Source organism: Sphingobium boeckii (genome assembly GCF_014199215.1).
Classification (GTDB): Bacteria; Pseudomonadota; Alphaproteobacteria; order Sphingomonadales; family Sphingomonadaceae; genus Sphingobium_A; species Sphingobium_A boeckii.
Genome location: NZ_JACIJC010000006.1, coordinates 36,402 through 58,984, shown reverse-complemented (window position 1 = coordinate 58,984; position 22,583 = coordinate 36,402). Strand labels below are relative to the sequence as shown.

Below are 22,583 nucleotides of genomic sequence, written 5' to 3'. Positions count from 1 at the left end.
GCCAAGCCTAGGTCCCTTGACTGCGCTCGGGACAAACGGCGTTCAATTCAGTCTTGGGCTAACCGATCATCCGCCGTAGCGTATCGATCCGGTCTGCCTCCGCCGCGGGCTTGTCCGTCCTGATTCGCGATATCCGCGGAAAGCGCATCGCGACGCCGGATTTGTGCCGCTTGCTCTCATGGATAGAATCGAACGCCACCTCCAGCACCAGCGTCTTTTCCACCTCGCGCACCGGGCCGAAACGGTTGAGCGTATGGGTGCGCACGAAGCGGTCGAGCGATTTCAATTCCTCGTCGGTAAAGCCCGAATAGGCCTTGCCCACGGGGAGCAACTCACCCGCCTCGGTCCAGCAGCCGAAGGTGTAATCCGAATAGAAGCTAGACCGTTTGCCACTGCCGCGCTGGGCATACATCATCACGCAATCGGCGGTGAGCGGATCGCGCTTCCATTTATACCACAGGCCCACGCGCCGCCCGGTGACATAGGCGCTGTCCCGGCGCTTGAGCATCACGCCCTCAATCGCGGCGTCGCGCGCATTGCCGCGGATCGCCTCCAGCGCCTCGAAATCCGCCGCCTCGATGATGAGCGAGAGATCGAACCGTTCGGGATCGAGCCCCGGCGCGAATGCCTCCAGCCGCGCGCGCCTGTCGGTCCAGCTCAATGCCCGCAGATCCTCCGCGCCATCGAACAATATGTCGTAAAGCCGCACGAAGGCGGGATAATCCTTCAGCATCTTCGCCGATACGGTCTTGCGTCCGAGCCGCTGTTGCAGCGCGTTGAAGCTGGCCGCGCCACCCTCACCACCCTGCGCCTCCCCCTTCACCAGCAATTCGCCGTCAAGCACCCCTTCCGCGGTAAATTGCGCGGCAACTTCGGGAAAGCTGTGTGTGATGTCGTCGCCGGCGCGGCTGTAGAGCCGGGTCTGACCAGCCACGCGCACCATCTGGACGCGAATGCCGTCCCATTTCCACTCCGCGGCATAGTCCGCCATATCCACACGCGTCTCCTCCAGCGGATGCGCCAGCATGAAGGAGCGGAAGACCGGAACATCGGCGGCGGTCGGCTGATCGCCCCGCCCCTCGGCCCAATCAAACAATTCGGCATAAGGCGGGCGCAGGCCATGCCACACCTCTTCTACCGCATCCACATCAAGCCCGAAGGCGTTGGCGAGCGCGGTTTTGGCCAGCCGTGCGGAAACGCCGATGCGCAGCGCGCCCGTCGCCATCTTGAGCATGGCGAAGCGCTCTTCCGGGGTCAGCCGATCAAGGAGGTCGGCCAGCACCGCGGGCGCATCGGAGCGGGACAGCGCGGCCAGGCGGGCGATGATGCCGGACAGGCTAAGGTCCGCCTCCCCTTCGGGCGGCGTGATCGGATCGGGCCAGATCAGCGACACCGTTTCTGCGGTATCGCCCACATAATCACGGCTCATGCGGAACAGCACGGGATCGACACGCGCGTCCACCATGGCACGGATGATCGCGGGCTTCACGGCGGGAATATTCAGATCGCCCGTCAGCGCGGCCATGGCCAGGCCGCGATCGGGATCGGGCGTCACCTTCAGATAATCCCCGATCAGCTTGAGCTTGGCATTGCGCGAGCGCGTATAGATCAGCCGGTCGAGGAGTGCGGAGAAGGCGTGCATCAGTCGGCGATGTTAAGCGGGGCCGGGCGCAAAAGCCATCACGCCCGGCCGGCCGCTAAAGCGCCTTCTTGCCCGCCATCAGGCCGAGCACCAGGAAGATCACGAACACCGCGATCGCGATGAAGAACAGGATCTTGGCGATGCCGACGAACGCGCCGCCAATACCGCCGAAACCGAGCGCGGCGAGGATCACGCCGGCGACGAGAAAGATGAGGGCAGTCTTGAGCATGATGGTGTCTCCTGGAATATTTCGAGAACCGTTGGCGCAGCGGAACGGTTCCGTTACACGCGGAGCATCCATGAAATTCCGCTTGCTCCTGATCCTCATCCTTCTGGTCGCCGTCGCTTTGCCCGGCTGGGGCTATTGGCAGGCGACGCGCGATCCGATCGTGCGCACCGCGCGCATCATGCTGCCGGATTGGCCGCAGGATGCACCGCCGCTCCGCGCCGTGCTGATGTCCGATCTGCATGTGGCCGGCCCGGATATGCCGCCCGAAAGGTTGGCGCGGATCGTGGCGCAGGTGAATGCGCTCAAGCCCGATATCGTCTTCATCGCGGGCGATATGGTCAGCGACAAATTCCTGGGGATGCGGCGTTATCGTGTGGACGCAGCCGTGGCCCCACTCAAAGGGTTGCGCGCACCGCTGGGCACCATCGCCGTGTTGGGAAATCACGATCATTGGCGCGATACGGTCGCGTTTCGCCGCGAAGTGCCCAAAGCGGGGGTGACGCTGCTCACCAATCAGGCGGTCAGGCGCGGCCCGCTCGTGATCGGCGGGGTGGACGACCGGATCAGCCGACATGCCGATCTGGCCGCAACCTGGCGCGCGATGGATGCGCTGAACGGGCCGCGCGTCGTGCTGACCCACAGCCCCGATATCGTGCCCGCATTGCCCGGCCCCGTCGGCCTGGTGCTCGCGGGGCACACGCATTGCGGGCAGATCCGGCTACCCTTCATCGGGCGCATCACCACCGCCTCGCATTATGGCGAACGCTTCGCCTGCGGCGTCATCCGTGACCATCAGCAGATGGTGATCGTCACCGCTGGCTTGGGGACCAGCATCATTCCGCTGCGGTTCGGCGTGCCGCCCGATCTGTGGCTGATCGAACTGGGGCGTTAACTCCGGAAGATTTCCCACAGCGCCCAGATCCCGATGGCCGCAAAGATCGCCGCCGCCGCCAGGCGTACCGCGTTCATCGGCACGACGCGGGTGACGCGCTCGCCCAGGAATACGGCGGGAACATTGGCGATCATCATGCCCAGCGTGGTGCCGATCGCGACCAGCGCCACCGCATGATATTGCGCCCCCAGCGCCACCGTCGCCACCTGGGTCTTGTCCCCCATTTCGGCCGCAAAAAAGGCGATGGTGGTGGTGAGGAACGGGCCGAAGCGGTCGGGCGTCCGCGCGTCATCATCATCCAGCGTATCGGGCACCAGCGTCCAGGCCGCCATGGCGATGAAGCCGAGCGCCACGGCCAGGCGAAACCAATAGCCCTCCAGCAGCCCCGCCACGGCGGCCCCGGCCCAGGCCGCCAGCGCGTGATTGACGATGGTCGCCACGAAGATGCCCGCGATGATCGGGGCCGGCCGGCGATAGCGGCAGGCCAGCACGATCGCGAGCAGCATGGTCTTGTCGCCGATTTCGGCAAAAGCCACGAGCAGGGTGGAGGAAAGGATGATGTCCATTTGAAATTCCAGGCCGGGCGACAGGCTGAACCAACGACACCGCATCCCCCCGCCCGGCAAGCGGAGGTGCGGCATCATCGGTCTCGCCTGGACCAGCGCTGGCTGGCCCTGATCGCGCCATGGTCTCTCGACCAAGTATGTTGACGCGATTTCCACGTCCTGAGACGTGGCGGGCTACTCCCCGGGTGACTGCGGAGGCGATTAGGCGGCTAGCTTTGCGCGGTCAACCCGTGCGGCTGGCTTCGAACAGGAACCAGGCGCGCTCTTCGGCCTGATCGGTCCATTCGTCGAGAATGCCCGAGGTGGCATTGTCCTTGGCCTCGTCCACGATATCCTTGGCTTCGCGCAACGAGGCGACCAGCGCCAGATTGTCTTCGCGCAATTCGGCCAGCATCGCGGGTGCCGACACGAATTCGGCGTCATTATCCTTGATGGTCTGATGGCGCGAAACGTCGCCGATGGAGCGCAATGTGGTGTTGCCCGTCTTGCGCACGCGTTCGGCGATGGCATCGGTCGTGGCGAAGATCTGCGCAGCCTGATCATCCAGCAGCAGATGGTAGTCGCGGAAATGGGGTCCGGACACATGCCAGTGGAAATTCTTGGTCTTGAAATAGAGCGCATAGCTGTCCGCCAGGATGCCGTTCAGCGCCTGGGCGACTGTCTTGGTGGCATTGTCTCCCAGATCGGTCGGGGTTTTGAGCTTTTCCTTGCCGCCTTTGGCCATAATATCCTCCATTTGAATGCGTGGAATTTCGAATCGGAAGCATAACGACCAAGCATGAGAAAAGTCGCATTGATTTCACGCAATACGCTGCGAATTTTTCGGTCTTGCTGATCGAAAGTCTAAATCAGCCGCAGCGCCGAAAGCGCGGCTATCATACCGGCGATCAAGAACAGGATTCCCGCGCCCGTCCGGATCGCGCGGACCGGCGCAATCTGTGCGAAATCCCTTCCGACCAGAATCGCCGCTGCGCTGGTCAGGGCGATCCCAGCCGTTGCGCCGATCATCGTCAGCCACGGAGAACCGCTTCGCGCCGCGATCGCGAAGCTCAGAAACTGGCTCTTGTCGCCCAGTTCCACTATGAAGAAGGCGATCAGGCTGGTGCCGAACGCGCCCAACCTCCAGCGGTCGATCGGCCCCGCCGCCTCCTGCCGCCACAGCGCACCAAAGGCCGCGAACAGCAGGGCGAGCGCCAGCAGCAATGTGGCCGCCTGATGCGTGAGCAGGGGGGCAGCAAAGGCACCCGCGATGGCCGCCAGCCCCATATTCGCGAGCGCGGCGAGCGCAATTCCGGCGATGACGGGGATGAACCGGCGGAAATGCAGACCAAGCGCGAGCGCGAGAAGCTGGGTCTTGTCGCCTGTTTCGGCGAGTGCGCCCGCGATGAACGCGCAGAGCAGGGCGTCCATAAACGCTGGTTCTGGACCGGCGTCAGCCGGCCATGCGGACATTGATCGAGGCGAGCCAGGCCGAACTGGCCTCGGCGTCGATGCGCTCGCACCCGGCGGCGTCGCGCATCGTATCGAGCCAGGGCAGCACGACGCCGGTGCCGTTGGCGTCCGCCAGCGCGGTTTCCAGCCCGCGCGCGAGCTGGACGACGGGATCAAGGCCATAGGTGAGCGCCGTGCGGCGGATGTCGTCGATCCCGGTGCAGAGCTGGCCCATGCTCATATGCGGCAGATCATGCGCCAGCCGGTCTATGCGATCGCAAAGGCCGCTTCTGACGATCGTCATTGTCTCCGCCGCGATGCCCATGTCAGACCCCTATTGCTCTATAAGGTAACATGCGCGCACTTGGTTAAGGTTTCACTAAAGCCATTGCGGGTTGACATTCGGGAGTCTTTCGCGCAATTGCCCGCCCTTGAACGAGCGGCGGGCTTTCGCCGCTTTTTGTTTTTCAGTTTCTCACAAAAGGGTTTCGGGTCATGGCAAAGCCGACCACCGTCAAGATCAAGCTCGTCAGCTCTGAAGGCACCGGCTTCTACTACACCACGAAGAAGAATCCGCGCACCCAGACCGAAAAGCTCAGCTTCCGCAAATATGATCCCGTCCTGCGCAAGCATGTCGATTTCAAGGAAGCCAAGATCAAGTAAGCGCGCCGGGGAGCATGGCTCTCCGGTTTCCCGCGCAAGCGGGCCTGCGCCGCTCCGGGCGGCGCGGCGCATCCGGGATTCCAGCGCCTGCGGGCGTCATGGGCCGGGTCTGTTTCATCCTTTCAGACCCGCCCGAAAATCCATTGGAATCCCGCGCCATCGCGCCTACATTCGGCGCATGAACACATTCATCATCATCCTTCTGGTCCTCGCCATGGGGGCCACCGTCTTTGCCTTGATCAAGGGCATCGTCGCTTTCCTCAAAGCCACCGAAGCCGATCTGAACGGCACCGGCCCAAGCATTTCCGCGCAGAAACAGAATAAGGCGATGATGATGCGCGTCACTTTCCAGGGTGTCGCGGTCTTGCTCGTCGCGCTGCTGATGCTGCTCAGTCGCGGGAACTGATCCGCTGGTCAAGCTCAACAAGATTTATACGCGCACCGGCGATGACGGCACCACCGGCCTCGTCGATGGCTCGCGCGTGGCCAAGACCGATGCGCGAATGCAGGCGATCGGCGATGTGGACGAAGCCAATAGCGCGATCGGGCTGGCGGTGGCGTCCCTTGCCGAGGGCGATCACGCCATCCGCTTGCGCCGCATCCAGAACGATCTCTTCGATCTGGGCGCTGATCTGGCGACTCCCGGGGACAGTTTCGAACCCGGCGAAATGACGCTCAGGATCACGCCCGCCCAGGTGTCGCGGCTCGAAGACGAGATCGACGCCATGAACGAAAGCCTCGCTCCCTTGCGCAGCTTCATCCTGCCCGGCGGATCATCCGGCGCGGCGGCGCTGCATCTGGCGCGCGCGATCGTGCGCCGTGCCGAGCGCACCGCCGTCGCCGCCTCGCATGGCGTCAACCTCAATCCGGCGGCGCTCACCTATCTCAATCGTTTGTCCGATCATCTATTCGTCTCCTGCCGCGCGTTGAATGCGGACGGGGAAGGCGACATATTATGGGTGCCGGGCGCTTCGCGCTGAACTATCGGCTTTCGCCAGCGCATTGTTCCTGATATGTTCGCATTCATATTGAGTCGGACCCAAGATCCGTCCGATGCGTTGAGCGTGTGCGATCCACGGGGATGTGGCCTGTGGGGGTGATGGCATTTTCTGGGGATTGATATGGCGACACGGCTCGATCAGGCCGCGACACCCGATGCTTTGCACGCACTGTTCCGGCAGGTGCGATCATTAAGCGAATCTCTCGTCGCCCCGCTCTCCGATGCCGACGCCACGGTCCAGGCGATGGACGACGCTTCTCCCGCCAAATGGCATCTGGCGCATACCACCTGGTTTCTCGAAACCTTCGTGCTGCGCGATCATGTTCCCGGCTATGCGCTGTTCGACGATCGCTGGCCGTTCCTGTTCAACAGCTATTATGAAGCCGAGGGCGCGCGCCACGCCCGGTCCCGGCGCGGGATGCTCACCCGCCCTGCGCTCGATGAAATTCTCGCTTGGCGCCGTCATGTCGATGATGCGCTCGACGCCGCATGGCCCGGCCTGAACGATGCGGCGCGCGGGCTGATCCAATTGGGCTGCCATCATGAGCAGCAGCATCAGGAATTGCTGCAGACCGATATCCTCAGCCTCTTCGCGCTCAATCCGATCGCGCCCGCTATCTGGGGGGAGCCGCGCAACGTCCCCGCCGCACCGCCGGGCGCGATCCGCTGGATCGAAGGCGCTCACGGAATCGTGGAGATCGGGGCCGCAATGGATGGTGTGAACTTCGCCTTCGATTGCGAAGGCCCGCGACACCGTGCCCTGCTCTCCCGTCACGCGCTAGCCGATCGGCCCGTCAGCAACAGCGAATGGCGTGCCTTCATGGATGATGGCGGCTATGCCAATGCGGAACATTGGCTGGCCGATGGCTGGGCCTGGGTCTGCGCCAACGGCATCGAAGCGCCGCTTTACTGGCGGCGTTTTGACGGCGACGATTGGGGTGCCTTTGCGCTGGACGGACTGCATCCGGTCCATCCTGCGGCCCCGGTGACGCATATCAGCTATTATGAGGCGGATGCCTTTGCCCGCTGGGCCGGCGCGCGCCTGCCCACCGAGCCCGAATGGGAAAGCGCGGCGGCCGGAATCGACCCCGCCTCGGGCCATCAGCTTGATCGCGCCGGCCCCGTCCGGCCCCGCGCCGCGCCCGATGGCCACGGTCTCCGGCAGATGTTCGGCGATGTCTGGGAATGGACCGGCAGCGCCTTTCTGCCCTTTCCCGGCTTCCGGCCCGCGCCCGGCGCGGTGGGCGAATATAATGGCAAGTTCATGTCCGGCCAGTTCGTGCTGAAAGGCGCAAGCTGCGCGACGCCGCGGGGTCACAGCCGCCCTTCCTACCGCAACTTCTTCTATCCCCATCAGCGCTGGCAATTCACCGGCGTGCGCCTTGCAAAGGATCTGTGATGCTGCTCGAACGAGACACCGTCGCCCCCGCCGCGCCGTCGGACGCCGATCCCGCCTTCCGCGCCGATGTGCTGAATGGCCTTGTCGATCGGCGCAAGGCGATCCCCGCGCGCTGGTTTTATGACAAGGCCGGATCCGAGTTGTTCGAACGGATCACCGATCTTCCCGAATATTATCCCACCCGCGTGGAAACCGGCCTGCTGAAAGCCTATGGCGGAGAGATCGCAGCGATGGTAGGCAAAGGGCGCGCTATCGTGGAATTCGGATCGGGTTCGTCCGCCAAGACCCCGCATCTGCTGCGCGCCATCAAACCGGCCGCCTATGTGCCGATCGATATCTCGGGTGAGTTCCTGCGCGAATCCGCCGCCGCGCTCGCCGCGGATTTCCCCGAAATCGCGGTCGCCCCGGTGGAGGGCGATTTCATGAAGCCGATTCAGCTTCCCCAGGGCATCGCCGCCATGCCCAAGCTCGGTTTCTTTCCCGGATCGACCATCGGCAACATGATCGCCCGCAGTTCGGTCGATCTGCTGCGCACCATGCGCGAATCGCTGGGCACCGGCGCGATGCTGCTGATCGGGATGGACCGGGTGAAGGGCGAGGACATTCTTGTGCCCGCCTATGACGACGCCGCGGGGGTCACCGCGGCCTTCAATCTCAATCTGCTCTATCGCATCAATCGGGAGCTGGGCGGCACCATCCCGGTAGACGCCTTTCGCCACCGCGCCGTCTGGAACGATCTCTATGCGCGGGTCGAGATGCACTTGGAAGCGACACGTGATCTGGATTTCAGCGTGGAGGGCCGCACCTTCGCCATGCGCGCGGGCGAAACGATCCACACCGAAAACAGCCACAAATACGGCCCCCGCGACGCACGCCTGTTGCTCCGCGCCGGCGGATGGAGCGTGCGGCGCGAATGGACCGACGCGGATGGCATGTTCGCGCTGATCCTGGCGGAAGCCCGGCCCGAACGATTCGCGCCCTGAGCTTGCATCATCAGCCGTCAGCCGCCATCTCAGCAGCATGAACACCCAGACCCCGCCCCTGAAAGCCGCGATCATTCCGGTCACGCCGCTGCAGCAGAATTGTACGCTGCTATGGTGCACAGAAACCAACAAGGGCGCATTCGTCGATCCGGGCGGCGATCTGGACAAATTGAAAGCCGCCGCGGCTCAGGCGGGGGTGGAGATCGAAAAGATCCTGATCACCCATGGTCATATCGATCATTGCGGTGAGGCCGGCGTGCTGGCCAAGGAGCTTGGCGTGCCGATCGAAGGGCCGCATGAGGATGATCGCTTCTGGATTGCGCGCCTGCCCGATGATGGCCGGAAATACGGCATTCACGGCGAAATCTTCGAGCCTGATCGCTGGCTGGTGGATGGTGATCAGGTGACGGTCGGCAATCTGACATTCGATGTGATCCACTGCCCCGGCCATACGCCCGGACATGTCGTGTTTCACCATCCCGAATCGCAGCTCGCCATCGTCGGCGACGTGATCTTTCAGGGATCGATCGGGCGGACGGACTTCCCCATGGGTAATCATCAGGATCTGCTGGATGCGATCACGCAGAAATTGTGGCCGCTGGGGGGAAATACCGCCTTCGTCCCCGGCCATGGCGCGATGAGCAGCTTTGCGCACGAACGCCGCAGCAATCCCTATGTCAGCGATCAGGCGATGGCAGCGGGCTAAGGAACGCCGGCCAACGGGCTGCGTTATGCAGCCGTAATGGTTTTCCGCTGCGCCCTGCTCCCGCTGATCCTGACGCTTGTCGCGTGCGGCGGCTATCCGCGTGATCCTGATGGCACGCTGGATCGGGTGCACAGCCAGCATGTCTTCCGCGTCGGGCTGATTGCGTCCGGCGGCGGGCCGGACGCGGAGCGCTTCATCAAGCGCATTGCAGACGTCACCCATGCCCGCCCCGAAATCCGTCACGGCGGAACCGAGCCGCTGCTGCTCGATCTGGAGCGCGGTGCCCTCGATCTGGTAATCGGCGAACTGGCGGACGACAGCCCCTGGCGCGATCGCGTGACGATCATCGAACCTCTGGCCGAACGCGGCACGCAGAAGCAGCCGATCCTTCTCAATCCCATTGCCAGGAACGGCGAAAACGCGTGGATCATGCTGCTGGAGCGCGAAGCGCGGAACAGCGGCGGGCCAAAGCCATGAGGCACCGTGGCCATCCCGCAGCGATCCGTCAGGATATGGCGCGCGCCGTGCGCCTGGAGTGGTGGAATGTCGGCTGGACGATCAGCATCATCATCGTGATGGGCATCACCATGGGCGGCAGCCAGGCGATGAAGACCGCCTGGGTGGAAGATACGCTGGGGCTGATCCCGCCCCTCGTCTTCCTGATCGCATCGCATTTCGAAGCCCGGCCCTCCACCAAACGGTTTCACTTCGGCTTTCACCGCGTGAACAGCCTTGGCTTTCTGGTCGCCGCAGTCGCATTGGCGACCGTGGGCCTGTTGCTGCTCTGGGATTCGGCCATGACGCTGATCGCGGGCGAGAATGTCACCGTATCATCTGTGCGCTTTCTGGGCCACGATATCTGGCTGGGCTGGTTCATGCTGGCCGCGCAGGCCTATTCGATCATCCCACCGCTGATCATCGGTCGCAAGGAATTGCCCATTGCCGAAAGGCTGCGGGACAAGCTGTTGCACACCGACGCACTGATGAACCGCGCCAATTGGTTGACCGGCGCGGCCGGGATCGCGGGGATCGCGGGCCTTGGCATGGGGTGGTGGTGGGCCGATTCGGCGGCGGCCGCCTTCATCTCGCTCGGCATCATTAGCGACGGCGTGAAGTCGCTGCGCGTGGCGACCGCCGAGTTGGTCGATGGTGTGCCCCGCGCGCTGGACAGCGATGATCTGTCGGACGAGGCCGCTTTGATCGCCAAGGCGCTGCGCGCGCATTTCCCCAAGACCCGGATCCTGCTGCGCGAAACCGGGCGCTATATCCGCGCCGAAGTGATCGGTGCTCATGCCCCGAAGAATTTCGATGCCGATTCGTTCGACATACCCGGCCTGGAATGCCGCTGGCGGCTGGAAAGCATCGCCTTCCACCCGCCCGGCAAGCCCTAGCCGATCGCCGCTACATTGGTCACGATCGGCTGATAGGCCAGAAAAGGCGTGTAGAGCGCAAACAGCGCGAGCCCGATCAGCACCAGAAAGGTCACCGCGATGCCGCCGCCCCGCAGGATCATCGGCTTGCCCGCGTCCATGCCAAAGGCGTGCGCGATCCGGGCGAGCATATAAAGCGAGCCGACCGCCCACAGCCAGTCGCTCGATCCGCGCGAAAGCTCGATCGCGCCGATCAGGATCAGCACGAACGGCGTATATTCCACGAAATTGGCATGGGCGCGCATCCGGGCGGTCAGCGCGGGATCGCCACCATCGCCGATCGAGACCTTGGCGGACCCGCGCACGCGCCCGACGCGCATCGCCAGCCAGATATTGAGCAGCGCTGCCGCCGCGGCCATCGTCAGCGTGATTGGCAAAGTATACATGGCATCCCCCGTTTCGGTTTCGGCGCGAAACTCGCACGCCGGACCATCACGTGCAACGGTGCTTGCAACGCCGCGGAAAATGGGTATACGCGCAGCCTCGCTCGCGACGAGTCCGGCCGCTTCGGCCAGCGGCCCTTATGGGCTGTCGGTTGCCAGATGGACGGCAAGGGCGTAATCGCACATTTGATTTTTTAGAACTGGAACAGGTGCCGCAATGGCTGTCCCCAAAAGAAAAACTTCGCCGTCCAAGCGCGGTATGCGCCGCAGCCACGATGCCTTGAGCGTCGAAAGCTTTCAGGAATGCCCGAATTGCGGCGAGCTGAAGCGTCCGCACAATCTGTGCACGGCGTGCGGCCATTATAACGGACGCGAGATCGTTTCCGTCGAAGCCTGAGTCTTCGTTTCTAAGGAGTATGAAGCCGGTGGGCACATCGCCGCGGATCGCAGTCGACGCGATGGGCGGCGATGAAGGCCTTGCGGTCATGCTCGCCGGAGTCGCACGCGCACGCCATCAATATGAAGGTATGCGCTTCCTGCTCGTGGGCGATGAAGCTCAGATCAAGGCCGGGCTCGAAAAGCACCCCAATCTGAGCGCGGCATCGGAAATCGTGCACGCGCCCGAAACCGTGGCGGGCACCGAAAAGCCAAGCCAGGCGATCCGTCGCGCCAAGGTCACCTCCATGGGTCTCGCCATTCACGCCGTGAAGGTCGGGGACGCCGGCGCTGCGGTCTCCTCGGGCAATACCGGGGCGCTGATGGCGATGGCGAAGGTCGCGCTGCGCACGATGCCCGGCATTGATCGCCCCGCGCTCGCCGCGCTGCTGCCAAGCCTGGGCGAGAATGATTTCGTGATGCTCGATCTGGGCGCGAACACCGAGTGCGACACCCAGAATCTGATCCAGTTCGCGGTGATGGGTGCCGCCTATGCCCGCACCGCGCTTGAGCTGAACCGCCCGCGCGTCGCCTTGCTCAACATCGGCACCGAAGACCTTAAAGGGACGGACGAAATTCGCGACGCGGCCACCATGCTGCGTGAAGCGACTTACCTTCCCATGGATTTCCGCGGCTTCATCGAGGGCGACCGGCTGTCGCGCGGCGAAGTCGATGTCATCGTCTGTGACGGCTTTTCCGGCAATATCGCCTTGAAGACGGCGGAAGGCACGGCGCGATTCGTGGGTGATCTGCTCAAGCGCGCCTTCACCAGTTCGCTGCGGTCCAAGATCGGTTTCCTGATCTCTCGCCCGGCCACCGAATTGCTCAAGCATCATCTCGATCCCAACAATCATAATGGCGCGGTCTTTCTCGGGCTGAACGGGCTGGTGGTGAAGAGCCACGGCAGCGCCAACGAGATTGGCGTGGCAAACGCGATCGGCGTTGCCGCCAAGATGGTGCGCGACGATCTGACCCGGCGGATCACCGACGATCTCGCCAATTTCAAGGCGCATGTGGCGCCGGAGGCTCTGAAGGCATGACACGGCGCGCAGCGGTTTTCGGCACGGGTTCGGCGCTGCCTGCCCGACGCGTCTCCAATGCCGAACTGGCAGAGACCGTCGATACATCGGACGATTGGATCGTGGAGCGCACCGGCATCCGCTTTCGCCATATCGCATCGCCTTCGGAAACCACGTCCACCCTTGCCACCGAAGCCGCGCGCAAGGCGCTGGACGCCGCGGGCATGGAGGCCAGCCAGATCGATCTGATCATCCTGGCCACCGCGACCCCCGATCAGACCTTTCCGGCGAGCGCGACCAAGGTGCAGACCGCGCTTGGCATCGATGATTGCGTCGCTTTCGATGTGCAGGCGGTATGCTCTGGCTTTCTCTATGCCGTGTCGGTGGCAGAAAGCATGATTCGCGCGGGATCCGCCACCAATGCGCTGGTGATCGGGGCCGAGACGTTCAGCCGCATCCTCGATTGGGAAGATCGCAACACCTGCGTGCTCTTCGGCGATGGCGCGGGTGCGATCGTATTGGGCGCGGACGAGAGCGGCCGCGGCGTGCTGGCGGCCAAGCTCCATGCCGATGGCCGCCACAATGACCTGCTCTATGTCGATGGCGGCCCCTCCACCACAGGCACGGTGGGCAAGCTGCGCATGAAGGGCCGCGAGGTTTTCCGTCATGCGGTCACCAATTTGGCGAGCGTGCTGGGCGAGGTGATGGATATGGCCGGGCTGACCGCCGACGATATCGACTGGATGGTGCCGCATCAGGCCAATGCCCGCATTCTGGACGCCACCGCGCGCAAGCTCGGCCTGCCGGCGGAGAAGGTGGTCGTCACCGTCGATCAGCACGCCAATACATCCGCGGCATCCGTCCCCCTGGCGCTCGACGTCGCGGTGCGCGACGGACGGATCAAGAAAAACGACATTGTGGTGCTGGAAGCGATGGGCGGCGGTTTCACCTGGGGGGCTGCGGTGCTACGCTGGTAAAAGCGATTCATTGCATATCGATTCCGTAACGATATAATCAAATGGAGCGCCGCAGAGTCGAGAGGATGATCATGATTGCCGCGACAACACTCACACGCGCCGATCTTGCCGATTCGGTCCACCGTGAAATCGGTCTCTCACGGGCCGAATCGTCCAAGCTGATCGAGCAGATCCTTGGCTTCATGTGCGGGGCGCTGTCCGATGGGCAGAATGTGAAGATTTCCGGTTTCGGCAGCTTCGTGCTGCGCGACAAGGGCGAGCGCGTCGGCCGCAATCCCAAGACAGGCGTCGAAGTGCCGATCGAGCCCCGCCGCGTGCTCACCTTCCGCGCCAGCCAGATGCTGCGCGATCGTATCGTCAAGGCGGGCTGATCCAGTCATGAGCGAAAAGGCCCAGGGTGCCTTTCTCACGATCAGCGAGCTTGCCGAAGCACTCGGTCTGCCCCAGCATATCCTGCGCTATTGGGAAACGCGTTTCCCGCAGCTCCGCCCCCTCCAGCGCGCGGGCAAGCGCCGCTATTACCGCCCCGATGATGTGACGCTGGCAAAGAAGATCGATCGCCTGCTCAATCAGGAAGGCTATACGATCAAGGGCGTGCAAAAACTGCTCAGCGAACGTGTCCCTGCGCCAGCGACGCCCACTGCATCAGCGCCGTCAGGCGTTCCGGCCAGCCCTCGCGCCGATCTCCTGCCGGAGCTCAAACGGCTGCGCACCCATCTCGCGGACGCGCTTGCCGCCGCCTGATCAGATGTCCCGCGCCATGATGTGATCGGTGAATGCAGTATCGCCGACCATGAATTTCTGAGTGCCGATCCGCGCAAAGCCGAACCGCTCATAGAAGCGCCGCGCCGCGACATTCACTTCATAGACGCACAGATACAGCCGGTTGGCCCCCCGTGCGCGCGCCTCTTCGATCACCGCTTCCACCAGACGCCGGCCAAGGCCCGCATTCTGCCATCCGGTGAGTGCATAGATGCGCTTCAGCTCAAGGCCGCCGGGCGGCACCGGCACATCCAGTTCAGGCTCCGTCATCATCGCATAGCCGATCGGCGCGCCCAGCGGCGTCTCGATGATCCACAGCGCCGTGGCGGGATCCACGGCCCATGCCGCATAGCGACTTTCCGAATGCTGATCGGTGCAATGCGCCACCAGCGCGTCGCCCGGATGATCGTGCGCAAAGGCGGTGAGAAAGGTGGCCTGCCCCAGCAGCGCCAGCTTCGCCGCATCGTCAGCCCCCGCCCGACGAAGCCGCGGGGTTTCAGCCATCGATATCGGGGCCGAGGCCCGGATCGAGATCGCGCGGCCGCTTCAGCCGCATGAACCGGCCGCTATTGCTCTTCACATCGGCCCAGTGATCCACATCGAATTGCAGCGTGGCCAGTGCCGCCGTGGGCAATTTCTCTTCCACCGCGTCGCGCAATATGTCCCCCGCCACATCAGGAACGAGCAAAAGGATCAGATCCTCAAGCCCCGGATTATGGCCGCACATCAGGATATGCGCGGCGCTGTCGGGGGCTTCGTTGACCACATCGAGCAAGGTGACGCACGAGGCGAGATAGACGCGCCGATCCCAATTGGGATGAAAGGTGCGGCCCAGCCCCTCATAAAGATGATCGAGCGTCTCCGTGCAGCGCACGGCGGGCGAAGAGATGATGTGATCGTAATCCAATCCCTCGCGGCGGATATATTCGCCCATCAGCCGCGCTCCGCGAATCCCGCGCTTGTTCAACGCCCGATCGAAATCGCGCGCCACCGGATCGTCCCAGCTCGATTTGGCATGACGCAGCAGGGTCAGGGTCTTCATTGCGTCTCCGTCAGCGCAGGCAAGCCCGAGTCTTGCCCCGAAATCATGACGGAGGAAAGACGCTCTTTTACCCGGGTGACGGCCTCGTCCAGCGTCACGCGCAGGATCGGCGTGCCGGGCGGGAAGGCAGTCAGCAACCGGGACGGCATCGCGGCGGACAGCATGACGAACATCCCGCGATCGTCGGCGCGGCGGATCAGCCGCCCGAACGCCTGCGCCATCCGCGCACGGATCAGCCGGTCATCATAGGCGCTGCCGCCGCCTGCCAGACGCCTTGCCGCGTGAAGCACGGTCGGCTTGGGCCAGGGCACGCCTTCCATCAGCACCAGGCGAAGCGAATCGCCAGGCACGTCCACACCGTCGCGCAGCGCATCCGTGCCGAGCAGCGAGGCGCGGGGATCGTCGCGAAAGATATCGACCAACGTGCCCGTATCGATCGGATCGACATGCTGGGCGTAAAGCGGCAGGCCTTCGCGCGCCAGCCGGTCCGCGATCCGGGCATGAACCGCGCGCAATCGGCGGATCGCGGTGAACAGGCCCAGCGTGCCGCCCTCCGCCGCCATGATCAGCCGGCCATAAGCGCCCGCGAGCTGCGCGATATCGCCCTTCTTCACATCCGTGACGATCAGCACCTCGGCCTGCTTGGCGTAATCGAACGGGCTGGGCGATTCAAACCTTGTGGCCGGGCGCATCAGATGATGCGCGCCGCTGCGGGCCTCGGCATTCTCCCAATCGCCGCCGCCCTTCAGCGTGGCCGATGTGATCACCACGCCATGTGCGGGCTTCAGCACCACTTCGGCGACGGGCCGCGTCGGATCGAGCCAGTGGCGGTGTAATCCGATATCATATTCGCGCCCCTCCACCCGGTCGACCGCGAGCCAGTCGACGAAATCGGGGTTGGCGGGACCGCCCACGCGCGACAGCAAGGAGAGCCAGCCCGCCAGCGTATCGGTGCGCCAGCCCAGACTCGCGATCGCCCCCTCGATCCGCGCCCGCGCCTGCGCATCCATCCAGTCCGGCGAATCCTCCATCACCGCTTCGAGGCGCTTACCCAGTTTCACCAGCGGGCGAAGCAAGGCATCCAGCGCTTCGGCGGCATTCTGCGCCGCGCTCACCAAGGCGCCATCGGGCTCGGCCATCTCGGTCTCCAGCCCATAGCCCGCGTCCTCCGCCCCGCCGCGCGCATAGACCGTGCCGCGCACCGCCGCGAGCAAGGCCTCCACCGGCCCAAAGGGCGCACTTTCGTTCAGCCGCTGCAACCAGCCATCGGACGGCAGCAACTGCGCCGCCTGCACCGCAGCGCCGATCGCCGTGCCACCCTCCTGATCATAGCTCGCCACATCGGACAGCCGCGCGGCGAGACCGCGGCGACGGCCCTTCGATCCGCTTTCAGGCCCGGTCACCCAGCGGCGCAACTCGATCGCCTCCTGCCCCGAAAGCGCGGTGGAAAACATCGAATCGGCGGCGTCGAACAGATGATGCCCCTCATCGAACACGATCCGGCTGGGCTTGTTCTGCGCTTCGCGCCCGCGCGCGGCGTTGACCATCACCAAAGCATGATTGGCCACAACGATATCGGCGTCAGCGCTGGCCCGCGCCGCGCGCTCGATGAAGCATTTCCGGTAATGCGGGCAGCCGGCATAGACGCATTCGCCACGCCGGTCGGTGAGCGCGGTCTGCCCGTTGCGGCGAAACAGCGTGCCGAGCCAGCCGGGCAGATCGCCGCCCACCATATCGCCATCCGCGCTGAACCCCGCCCAGCGCGCCACCAATTGCGCCAGGATTGCAGCCCTGCCCTGAAACCCGCCCTGCAGCGCATCCTCCAGATTGAGCAGGCACAGATAATTCTCCCGCCCCTTGCGCAGCACCACCTTGGTGCGACGAATGCGCGCATCGGGGAAAAGCCGCTCGCTTTCGCGGCTCAATTGCCGCTGCAGCGCCTTGGTATAAGTGGAGATCCACACCGGCCCCTCGGCGCGCTCGGCCCAGAGCGAGGCGGGTGCCAGATAGCCCAAAGTCTTGCCGATCCCCGTGCCCGCTTCGGCCAGGATCATATTGGGTTCGTCGCGCCGTTCGCGCGGTTCAAACGCCGCCGTCACCGCCTCGGCATAGCTGCGCTGGCCCGGCCGCGCTTCCGCGCCATGCCCGGTCAGATGGTCCAGCCGGGCGGTCACATCCTCCACCGGCAGCGAGATCGTGCGCGGCGCGGCGCGGGGTGCCTTCTCCTCCCATTCGGGCAATTTGGCGAACAGCCAGCGTTCGTCGCGCACCGGTTTGTGCAGTCGCTCGATTAGCGCGCCCGCCCAGGCCCAGCGCATCCGGAACAAGGATTGTGCGCTGCTCCATGCGCCCTCGCGCTCGGCCCAATGCGGATCGGCGGGGCGCGACAAGAGCGCCTCGGCAGCACGCCGCAGAAACCCCGCAGCCTCCGCATCATTTTCCGGCGGCGCAAGACCGATCGCACGCGCCAGTCCTTTGGGCGTGGGCACGGCAAAGCGCGCGGGATGGATGAAGGCGAACAATTCCAGCAGATCGAGGCCGGAGAGTTCGGGATAGCCCAGCCTTTGCCCGATCAGCGGCGCATTGAGCAGGATCATCGGCGTTTCCGCGGCGCGGGCGATCGCCTCGCCACGGCCTATCGATCGCGTCTCCCCATCAGGAGAGGTGATCCAGATGCCGCCATGGCTGGCATGAAGCGCAGGATATGGGAGCGGCGCGTTCATCCCGCCGCGCGCCGGTTCAGCGGGGTTGCGCGTCCACGATCAGCTTTTCCAGCCGCGCGACATCGGGAATGCCCAGCATGTCGAACCGCTCGGTGGTGCGGCTGCCCTCGCTGTCCACATGGCTGTGCGTCTGGATCCGCAGATCGCCCCAGCCATCCGCATTTTCGCTGCGGTCGATCGGCCCGATCCGGTCGGTAAAAACGCTGGAGACGCTGGCCTTGCGCCCTTCCACCAGACGCATCAGCCGCTTCGACGTAAGCGCATAGACCGTGTTCCGGGCGCGCCGCATCGCCCGCACCGGGGTCAGCATCATCCCGATGCCGACCGCGATGAACGGCAGGCCGAACAGCGGCATGATGATCCCGAATGTCCAGGTCACCGCATCGGGCGTCTTGCTGCTCGCCATCCAGGGCAGCAGCGCCATGCTTTCCCAGACGAGGGCGAATATCGTCCACGGCACCGCGAACAGCCAGATGCCGAAACCGCCCCAGAGCCGGTTTGCGCGGGGCTGCGCGGACCATAATATGCGCTCCCCCGCCGCCATCTCGCGATCGAGCGCCTGTCGCAAAGCGGGCGATAGGGGGGGCATAACCGGCGTCATCATGGTGCCCGCTATGACAGGTCCGGGTTGCGATAAGGTTTCTCATGCAAAGACCGGGCTTCATATCCATCGTGGTTTGCTGCAAAGGCGTCGCCACTGGGTTAGAAGAGACGAGAACAAATGGCAAACGATCCCGCGCTGCGCGCCGCTGCAATGGACTCCAAGGCTTGGCCGTATGAGGAAGCGCGCAAGCTCCTCAAGCGCTATCCCAATGGTGCGCCGGACAAGGGCCATGTGCTGTTCGAAACGGGCTATGGCCCCTCGGGCCTGCCGCATATCGGCACGTTCAATGAAGTGCTGCGCACCACGCTCGTGCGCCAGGCGTTTCACGCGCTCTCGGATATTCCCACCCGGCTGATCGCGTTCAGCGACGATATGGACGGTCTGCGCAAGGTGCCGGACAATGTGCCCAATGGGGAGATGCTGGCCGAATATCTCGGCAAGCCGCTCACGCAAATCCCCGATCCGTTCGGCACGCATGAGAGTTTCGCGCATCACAACAATGCCAAGCTCCGCGAATTTCTCGATCGCTTCGGCTTCGATTACGAATTTCTGAGCGCCACCACCTGCTATCAGGCCGGTCAGTTTGACGAAACGCTCAAGAGCGTTCTGCGTCATTATGACGGGATCATGGGCGTGATGCTGCCCACGCTGCGCAAGGAACGCCAGGCGACCTATTCGCCAGTCCTGCCGATCTCGCAGAAATCGGGCATTGTGCTTCAGGTGCCCGTTACGGTGGTGGACGCCGACAATGGCATCGTCCGTTTCGAGGATGAAGGCGAGATGGTCGAGCAATCGATCCTCACCGGCGCGGCCAAATTGCAGTGGAAGGTCGATTGGGCGATGCGCTGGGTCGCGCTCGGCGTGGATTATGAAATGTCGGGCAAGGATCTGATCGATTCGGTCACGCAGTCGTCCAAGATCGCGCGCGTGCTGGGCGCACGGCCGCCCGAAGGCTTCAATTACGAGATGTTCCTCGATGAGAAGGGCGAAAAGATCTCCAAATCCAAGGGCAATGGCCTCAGCCTCGATCAGTGGCTGACCTATGGCCCGGACGAGAGCCTCGCTTTCTACATCTACCGCGAACCCAAAAAGGCCAAGGCGCTGCACATGGGCGTGATTCCCCGCGCGGTGGACGAATATTGGCAGTTCCGCGGCAATTGGCATGATCAGGCGTTAAAAGAGCGCCTGGGCAATCCGGTGCACCATATCCATGATGGCCATGTGCCAGAGGAAAAGCTGCCGGTGACCTTCGGCCTTCTGCTCAATCTCGTCGGCGTGATGGGCGAAGCGGGTAAGGATCAGGTGTGGGGCTATCTCACCAATTATGTGCCCGATGCCAGCCCGCAAGCCTATCCCGCGCTCGACAAGCTCATCGATCTGGCTCTGGCCTATCACCGCGATTTCGTGGCACCCACGTTGAAGCGCCGCGCACCGGTTGCCAATGAAGCCACGGCGCTGCGCGATCTTGATGCCGCACTGGCGGCGCTCCCCGATGATGCCTCGGCGGAGGATATCCAGAATGAAATCTATGCGATCGGCAAGAATGAAGCGCATGGCTTCGAAAACCTGCGCGACTGGTTCAAGGCGCTCTACGAAACCCTGCTCGGTGCCGAACAGGGGCCGCGCATGGGCAGCTTCATCGCGCTCTACGGGATCGCGAACAGCCGCAAGCTGATCGGCGAAGCGCTGGCGCTGGCCTAGTCCCCAACACCGTCATTCCCGCGCACGCGGGAATCCCGCTTTTCCGCGAAGCATCCGAAGAAAGAAGAAGCGGGATCCCCGCCTTCGCGAGGATGACGGGGCGGGTGAAATCACACCCGCCCCCCCAACATCACTTCGTCGCGGCGATCCAGTCGTCGATCTTCTTCTCGAGCACCGTCATCGGCAGCGCGCCGGTCATCAGCACCTGCGCATGGAAAGCGCGCGGATCCAATTTCGCGCCCAGCGCCTTTTGCGCCTTGGCCTTCAACCGCTGCATCGTGAGCGCACCCACTTTATAGGCCAGCGCCTGACTGGGCATCGCGATATAGCGCTCCACCTCGGCGGTCGCGTCGGTCTTTCCCATGCTTGAATTCTCGAGCATGTAGGTGATCGCCTGATCGCGGGTCCAGCCCTTGGCATGGATGCCGCTATCGACCACCAGGCGCATCGCGCGCAGCATCTCGTCATCCAGCCCGCCGAAGCGCTGATATGGATCGGTTTCCATGCCGAGTTCCTTCCACAGCGACTCCGAATAGAGTCCCCAGCCTTCGACATAAGCGGTGTTGCCGCCATAGCGCATGAAGGCGGGCAGTTCCTCATTCTCCTGCGCCAGGCTGATCTGGAAATGATGTCCCGGCGCTCCCTCGTGGAGATAGAGCGTCTCCATCCCCGGCTTGGTGCGCGACGGCAGATCATAGGTGTTGAAATAGAAGATGCCCGGCCGCGTTTTGGAGGGATCCTTGGCGTCATAGGCACCGGGTTCATAAGAGCCGCCCGCCTGCGTCTTTTCGCGCCATTCCTCATAATAGCGGATTTCGAGCGGCGTCTTGGGGATGGTGGAGAATTGCGAACCGATGGCCGCGTCCACGCGCTTGCCGATGGCGTAGAAGCTGTCGACCATCTCCTGCTTGGTGCTGAATTTGAACTGCGGATCGGTCCGCATATATTCGAAGAACTGCGCCAGCGTGCCCTTATAGCCCACCTGCTTGCGGATCGCCTCCATCTCGGTCTTGATCCGCTTCACTTCGGACAGGCCCAGATCGTGGATCTGGTCGGCGGTATAGGGAAGCGTGGTGCTCTGCTCGATCAGCAGATTGTAGAGCTTGGTCCCGCCCTTCATATGCACCAGCCCCACGCCATCGCGCGATGCTGGCAGATACTCATTTTTCAGGAAATCGCGGATCCGAACATTGGCCGGCTGGATCTGATCGCGGATCATCGCGGTATATTCGGCCTTGAGGCGCGCCTGATCGGCCGCGGAAATCCCCGCGGGGAATGTCTTCACCGGGCCGTAAAAGGGCGAATTCTCCACGCCCTGTGCGATCTGCGTATCGAATTGCTCGATCATGTTCTGCACGGTGAGCTTGGGCTGGGTGACGCCTGACGCCATGCCTTCGCGGAAGCGACCGATCGAGCGATCCAGCAGCAGCACATAATCCTTATGCCGCTTCAGATTATTCTCATAATCCGCCAGCGTCTTGAACGGTGCCGCGCTCTGGCCCGATGCCAGGCCCGGATAGAAGACATGAAAGCCCGCGAAATGATCGATCGGGCGCACGGCCGTCAGCGCCAATATATCCGGCGCATAGCTTTTTAGGTTGTTCTTCGCCTGCCATTCGAACACGTCATAAGCGATCTGGTCGGTGGGATTGAGCGCGGCGCGGTCGATGGCCTTCAGGCGCGCGAGATCCGATTCATTGGCCGCGCGTTCTGCATCGTAATAGGCAGCGGAGATATAATCGCCGAGCCGGTCGGCATAGCGCATATCGCCGCGGAACAGCGCATTGATCGGATTGCGCTTGAGCGCGGCCTCGTCGCTTTCGGCAAACAGCGCCTTCAGCCGGACGTCCGCATTCTGCGCGGCCGCGGCCACGGGAGCGGCCTGCGCCAGTGATGGCGTGGCGGGAAACAACAGCGCTGCCGATAGCAGGAGCAGCGCACGCTTGGTGGATGATGATGTCATGAAGCACTCCGGAAATTCTATGTGTGTTGCCGA

General features: G+C 63.6%; 27 protein-coding genes and 1 riboswitch. Of the genes, 15 read left to right on the top strand and 12 right to left on the bottom strand.

Translation table 11 applies throughout. The annotated features are described in order from the left end of the window. Nucleotides 1–58 precede the first annotated feature (58 nt). Together FHS49_RS17800 and FHS49_RS17795 are read right to left on the bottom strand one after the other, a co-directional pair. Nucleotides 59–1,642, bottom strand: coding sequence for a cisplatin damage response ATP-dependent DNA ligase (locus FHS49_RS17800; RefSeq protein ID WP_184021467.1), 1,584 nt, complete (start codon nt 1,640–1,642; stop codon nt 59–61). Nucleotides 1,643–1,697: 55 nt separating this feature from the next. Then, nucleotides 1,698–1,871 carry a DUF1328 domain-containing protein gene (locus FHS49_RS17795; protein WP_184021463.1) on the bottom strand — a complete coding sequence of 58 codons (174 nt, stop codon included), beginning with the start codon at nt 1,869–1,871 and terminating at the stop codon, nt 1,698–1,700. 70 nt (nt 1,872–1,941) lie between these two features. Here FHS49_RS17795 and FHS49_RS17790 point away from each other — a divergent pair, with 70 nt between their 5' ends. Continuing rightward, nucleotides 1,942–2,763, top strand: coding sequence for a metallophosphoesterase (locus FHS49_RS17790; RefSeq protein ID WP_184021460.1), 822 nt, complete (start codon nt 1,942–1,944; stop codon nt 2,761–2,763). Here FHS49_RS17790 and FHS49_RS17785 read toward each other — a convergent pair. From FHS49_RS17785 to FHS49_RS17770, 4 genes are all read right to left on the bottom strand, one after another. Then, nucleotides 2,760–3,329 (bottom strand): TMEM165/GDT1 family protein, encoded by a 570-nt coding sequence (locus FHS49_RS17785; protein ID WP_184021721.1) that lies wholly within the window; start codon nt 3,327–3,329, stop codon nt 2,760–2,762. The genes FHS49_RS17790 and FHS49_RS17785 overlap by 4 nt on opposite strands. 10 nt (nt 3,330–3,339) lie before the next feature. Beyond that, a riboswitch (yybP-ykoY riboswitch) is annotated at nt 3,340–3,525 on the bottom strand. Nucleotides 3,526–3,552: 27 nt separating this feature from the next. Then, nucleotides 3,553–4,053, bottom strand: coding sequence for a Dps family protein (locus FHS49_RS17780; protein WP_184021457.1), 501 nt, complete (start codon nt 4,051–4,053; stop codon nt 3,553–3,555). 119 nt (nt 4,054–4,172) lie between these two features. Beyond that, the gene (locus FHS49_RS17775) at nt 4,173–4,739 is read right to left on the bottom strand and encodes a TMEM165/GDT1 family protein (protein WP_184021454.1); all 567 of its coding nucleotides are present in this window, start codon (nt 4,737–4,739) and stop codon (nt 4,173–4,175) included. Nucleotides 4,740–4,761: 22 nt separating this feature from the next. Continuing rightward, nucleotides 4,762–5,064, bottom strand: coding sequence for a hypothetical protein (locus tag FHS49_RS17770; RefSeq protein ID WP_184021451.1), 303 nt, complete (start codon nt 5,062–5,064; stop codon nt 4,762–4,764). Nucleotides 5,065–5,255: 191 nt separating this feature from the next. Between FHS49_RS17770 and rpmG the strand changes: the two genes are divergently transcribed. From rpmG to FHS49_RS17730, 8 genes are all read left to right on the top strand, one after another. Then, on the top strand, nt 5,256–5,423 hold the full coding sequence (gene rpmG / locus FHS49_RS17765; protein WP_184021448.1) for a 50S ribosomal protein L33: 168 nt from the start codon (nt 5,256–5,258) through the stop codon (nt 5,421–5,423). 178 nt (nt 5,424–5,601) lie between these two features. Then, nucleotides 5,602–5,829, top strand: a complete 228-nt coding sequence (locus tag FHS49_RS17760) for a twin transmembrane helix small protein (protein WP_184021444.1) — start codon at nt 5,602–5,604, stop codon at nt 5,827–5,829. A 4-nt stretch (nt 5,830–5,833) separates the two neighbouring features. After that, nucleotides 5,834–6,403 (top strand): cob(I)yrinic acid a,c-diamide adenosyltransferase, encoded by a 570-nt coding sequence (locus FHS49_RS17755; protein ID WP_184021718.1) that lies wholly within the window; start codon nt 5,834–5,836, stop codon nt 6,401–6,403. Between the two features lie 141 nt (nt 6,404–6,544). Then, on the top strand, nt 6,545–7,822 hold the full coding sequence (gene egtB, locus FHS49_RS17750; protein WP_184021441.1) for an ergothioneine biosynthesis protein EgtB: 1,278 nt from the start codon (nt 6,545–6,547) through the stop codon (nt 7,820–7,822). Beyond that, a complete protein-coding gene (egtD, locus tag FHS49_RS17745) occupies nt 7,822–8,805 on the top strand; it encodes an L-histidine N(alpha)-methyltransferase (protein ID WP_184021439.1) in 984 nt (327 codons plus the stop codon). Before egtB ends, egtD begins: the two co-directional genes overlap by 1 nt. A 37-nt stretch (nt 8,806–8,842) precedes the next feature. Beyond that, nucleotides 8,843–9,511, top strand: a complete 669-nt coding sequence (locus FHS49_RS17740; protein WP_184021435.1) for an MBL fold metallo-hydrolase — start codon at nt 8,843–8,845, stop codon at nt 9,509–9,511. A 36-nt stretch (nt 9,512–9,547) separates the two neighbouring features. Then, on the top strand, nt 9,548–9,988 hold the full coding sequence (locus tag FHS49_RS17735) for a hypothetical protein (RefSeq protein ID WP_184021432.1): 441 nt from the start codon (nt 9,548–9,550) through the stop codon (nt 9,986–9,988). Then, complete coding sequence (locus FHS49_RS17730; RefSeq protein ID WP_184021429.1) at nt 9,985–10,902, top strand: cation efflux transmembrane domain-containing protein; 918 nt, start codon at nt 9,985–9,987, stop codon at nt 10,900–10,902. Before FHS49_RS17735 ends, FHS49_RS17730 begins: the two co-directional genes overlap by 4 nt. Here FHS49_RS17730 and FHS49_RS17725 read toward each other — a convergent pair. Beyond that, complete coding sequence (locus FHS49_RS17725) at nt 10,899–11,327, bottom strand: MAPEG family protein (protein WP_184021426.1); 429 nt, start codon at nt 11,325–11,327, stop codon at nt 10,899–10,901. The two genes, FHS49_RS17730 and FHS49_RS17725, sit on opposite strands and share 4 nt — an antisense overlap. A gap of 214 nt (nt 11,328–11,541) precedes the next feature. On the opposite strand from FHS49_RS17725, the gene rpmF reads away from it, so the two are divergent. From rpmF to FHS49_RS17700, 5 genes are all read left to right on the top strand, one after another. Next, nucleotides 11,542–11,721 carry a 50S ribosomal protein L32 gene (gene rpmF / locus FHS49_RS17720; protein ID WP_184021424.1) on the top strand — a complete coding sequence of 60 codons (180 nt, stop codon included), beginning with the start codon at nt 11,542–11,544 and terminating at the stop codon, nt 11,719–11,721. Between the two features lie 28 nt (nt 11,722–11,749). Continuing rightward, complete coding sequence (gene plsX / locus FHS49_RS17715; RefSeq protein WP_184021715.1) at nt 11,750–12,799, top strand: phosphate acyltransferase PlsX; 1,050 nt, start codon at nt 11,750–11,752, stop codon at nt 12,797–12,799. Further along, nucleotides 12,796–13,755: a beta-ketoacyl-ACP synthase III gene (locus FHS49_RS17710; RefSeq protein ID WP_184021406.1), complete on the top strand. Its 960-nt coding sequence runs from the start codon at nt 12,796–12,798 to the stop codon at nt 13,753–13,755. The genes plsX and FHS49_RS17710 overlap by 4 nt, the downstream gene beginning before the upstream one ends. Before the next feature lie 71 nt (nt 13,756–13,826). Then, the gene (locus FHS49_RS17705; protein WP_184021403.1) at nt 13,827–14,126 is read left to right on the top strand and encodes an integration host factor subunit alpha; all 300 of its coding nucleotides are present in this window, start codon (nt 13,827–13,829) and stop codon (nt 14,124–14,126) included. 7 nt (nt 14,127–14,133) lie between these two features. Continuing rightward, nucleotides 14,134–14,499: a MerR family transcriptional regulator gene (locus tag FHS49_RS17700; RefSeq protein WP_184021400.1), complete on the top strand. Its 366-nt coding sequence runs from the start codon at nt 14,134–14,136 to the stop codon at nt 14,497–14,499. Here the strand turns inward: FHS49_RS17700 and FHS49_RS17695 are convergent, their stop codons facing one another. The 4 genes from FHS49_RS17695 to FHS49_RS17680 are packed head-to-tail and all read right to left on the bottom strand — an operon-like array spanning nt 14,500 to nt 18,886. Beyond that, the gene (locus FHS49_RS17695) at nt 14,500–15,021 is read right to left on the bottom strand and encodes a GNAT family N-acetyltransferase (RefSeq protein WP_184021397.1); all 522 of its coding nucleotides are present in this window, start codon (nt 15,019–15,021) and stop codon (nt 14,500–14,502) included. After that, a complete protein-coding gene (locus FHS49_RS17690) occupies nt 15,014–15,559 on the bottom strand; it encodes a SixA phosphatase family protein (protein ID WP_184021395.1) in 546 nt (181 codons plus the stop codon). The genes FHS49_RS17695 and FHS49_RS17690 overlap by 8 nt, the downstream gene beginning before the upstream one ends. Then, nucleotides 15,556–18,282, bottom strand: a complete 2,727-nt coding sequence (locus FHS49_RS17685) for an ATP-dependent DNA helicase (protein WP_184021393.1) — start codon at nt 18,280–18,282, stop codon at nt 15,556–15,558. The genes FHS49_RS17690 and FHS49_RS17685 overlap by 4 nt, the downstream gene beginning before the upstream one ends. A 16-nt stretch (nt 18,283–18,298) precedes the next feature. Further along, on the bottom strand, nt 18,299–18,886 hold the full coding sequence (locus FHS49_RS17680) for a hypothetical protein (RefSeq protein ID WP_184021391.1): 588 nt from the start codon (nt 18,884–18,886) through the stop codon (nt 18,299–18,301). Nucleotides 18,887–19,003: 117 nt separating this feature from the next. Here FHS49_RS17680 and FHS49_RS17675 point away from each other — a divergent pair, with 117 nt between their 5' ends. After that, nucleotides 19,004–20,587, top strand: coding sequence for a lysine--tRNA ligase (locus FHS49_RS17675; protein ID WP_184021388.1), 1,584 nt, complete (start codon nt 19,004–19,006; stop codon nt 20,585–20,587). A 130-nt stretch (nt 20,588–20,717) separates the two neighbouring features. Here the strand turns inward: FHS49_RS17675 and FHS49_RS17670 are convergent, their stop codons facing one another. Beyond that, on the bottom strand, nt 20,718–22,550 hold the full coding sequence (locus tag FHS49_RS17670; RefSeq protein ID WP_184021386.1) for a DUF885 domain-containing protein: 1,833 nt from the start codon (nt 22,548–22,550) through the stop codon (nt 20,718–20,720). Nucleotides 22,551–22,583: the final 33 nt, after the last annotated feature.

What these genes read in the sequence shown, in the direction of transcription:
- FHS49_RS17770 (WP_184021451.1), bottom strand. Translation starts at nt 5,064, where the DNA reads ATGACGATCGTCAGAAGCGGCCTTTGCGATCGCATAGACCGGCTGGCG.
- FHS49_RS17775 (WP_184021454.1), bottom strand. Translation starts at nt 4,739, where the DNA reads ATGGACGCCCTGCTCTGCGCGTTCATCGCGGGCGCACTCGCCGAAACA.
- FHS49_RS17735 (WP_184021432.1), top strand. Translation starts at nt 9,548, where the DNA reads ATGGTTTTCCGCTGCGCCCTGCTCCCGCTGATCCTGACGCTTGTCGCG.
- FHS49_RS17705 (WP_184021403.1), top strand. Translation starts at nt 13,827, where the DNA reads ATGATTGCCGCGACAACACTCACACGCGCCGATCTTGCCGATTCGGTC.
- egtD (WP_184021439.1), top strand. Translation starts at nt 7,822, where the DNA reads ATGCTGCTCGAACGAGACACCGTCGCCCCCGCCGCGCCGTCGGACGCC.
- FHS49_RS17690 (WP_184021395.1), bottom strand. Translation starts at nt 15,559, where the DNA reads ATGAAGACCCTGACCCTGCTGCGTCATGCCAAATCGAGCTGGGACGAT.
- rpmF (WP_184021424.1), top strand. Translation starts at nt 11,542, where the DNA reads ATGGCTGTCCCCAAAAGAAAAACTTCGCCGTCCAAGCGCGGTATGCGC.
- FHS49_RS17675 (WP_184021388.1), top strand. Translation starts at nt 19,004, where the DNA reads ATGGCAAACGATCCCGCGCTGCGCGCCGCTGCAATGGACTCCAAGGCT.
- FHS49_RS17790 (WP_184021460.1), top strand. Translation starts at nt 1,942, where the DNA reads ATGAAATTCCGCTTGCTCCTGATCCTCATCCTTCTGGTCGCCGTCGCT.
- FHS49_RS17800 (WP_184021467.1), bottom strand. Translation starts at nt 1,642, where the DNA reads ATGCACGCCTTCTCCGCACTCCTCGACCGGCTGATCTATACGCGCTCG.
- FHS49_RS17680 (WP_184021391.1), bottom strand. Translation starts at nt 18,886, where the DNA reads ATGATGACGCCGGTTATGCCCCCCCTATCGCCCGCTTTGCGACAGGCG.
- egtB (WP_184021441.1), top strand. Translation starts at nt 6,545, where the DNA reads ATGGCGACACGGCTCGATCAGGCCGCGACACCCGATGCTTTGCACGCA.
- FHS49_RS17760 (WP_184021444.1), top strand. Translation starts at nt 5,602, where the DNA reads ATGAACACATTCATCATCATCCTTCTGGTCCTCGCCATGGGGGCCACC.
- FHS49_RS17785 (WP_184021721.1), bottom strand. Translation starts at nt 3,329, where the DNA reads ATGGACATCATCCTTTCCTCCACCCTGCTCGTGGCTTTTGCCGAAATC.
- FHS49_RS17710 (WP_184021406.1), top strand. Translation starts at nt 12,796, where the DNA reads ATGACACGGCGCGCAGCGGTTTTCGGCACGGGTTCGGCGCTGCCTGCC.
- FHS49_RS17740 (WP_184021435.1), top strand. Translation starts at nt 8,843, where the DNA reads ATGAACACCCAGACCCCGCCCCTGAAAGCCGCGATCATTCCGGTCACG.
- FHS49_RS17670 (WP_184021386.1), bottom strand. Translation starts at nt 22,550, where the DNA reads ATGACATCATCATCCACCAAGCGTGCGCTGCTCCTGCTATCGGCAGCG.
- FHS49_RS17700 (WP_184021400.1), top strand. Translation starts at nt 14,134, where the DNA reads ATGAGCGAAAAGGCCCAGGGTGCCTTTCTCACGATCAGCGAGCTTGCC.
- FHS49_RS17695 (WP_184021397.1), bottom strand. Translation starts at nt 15,021, where the DNA reads ATGGCTGAAACCCCGCGGCTTCGTCGGGCGGGGGCTGACGATGCGGCG.
- FHS49_RS17725 (WP_184021426.1), bottom strand. Translation starts at nt 11,327, where the DNA reads ATGTATACTTTGCCAATCACGCTGACGATGGCCGCGGCGGCAGCGCTG.
- FHS49_RS17795 (WP_184021463.1), bottom strand. Translation starts at nt 1,871, where the DNA reads ATGCTCAAGACTGCCCTCATCTTTCTCGTCGCCGGCGTGATCCTCGCC.
- FHS49_RS17730 (WP_184021429.1), top strand. Translation starts at nt 9,985, where the DNA reads ATGAGGCACCGTGGCCATCCCGCAGCGATCCGTCAGGATATGGCGCGC.
- FHS49_RS17685 (WP_184021393.1), bottom strand. Translation starts at nt 18,282, where the DNA reads ATGAACGCGCCGCTCCCATATCCTGCGCTTCATGCCAGCCATGGCGGC.
- rpmG (WP_184021448.1), top strand. Translation starts at nt 5,256, where the DNA reads ATGGCAAAGCCGACCACCGTCAAGATCAAGCTCGTCAGCTCTGAAGGC.
- FHS49_RS17780 (WP_184021457.1), bottom strand. Translation starts at nt 4,053, where the DNA reads ATGGCCAAAGGCGGCAAGGAAAAGCTCAAAACCCCGACCGATCTGGGA.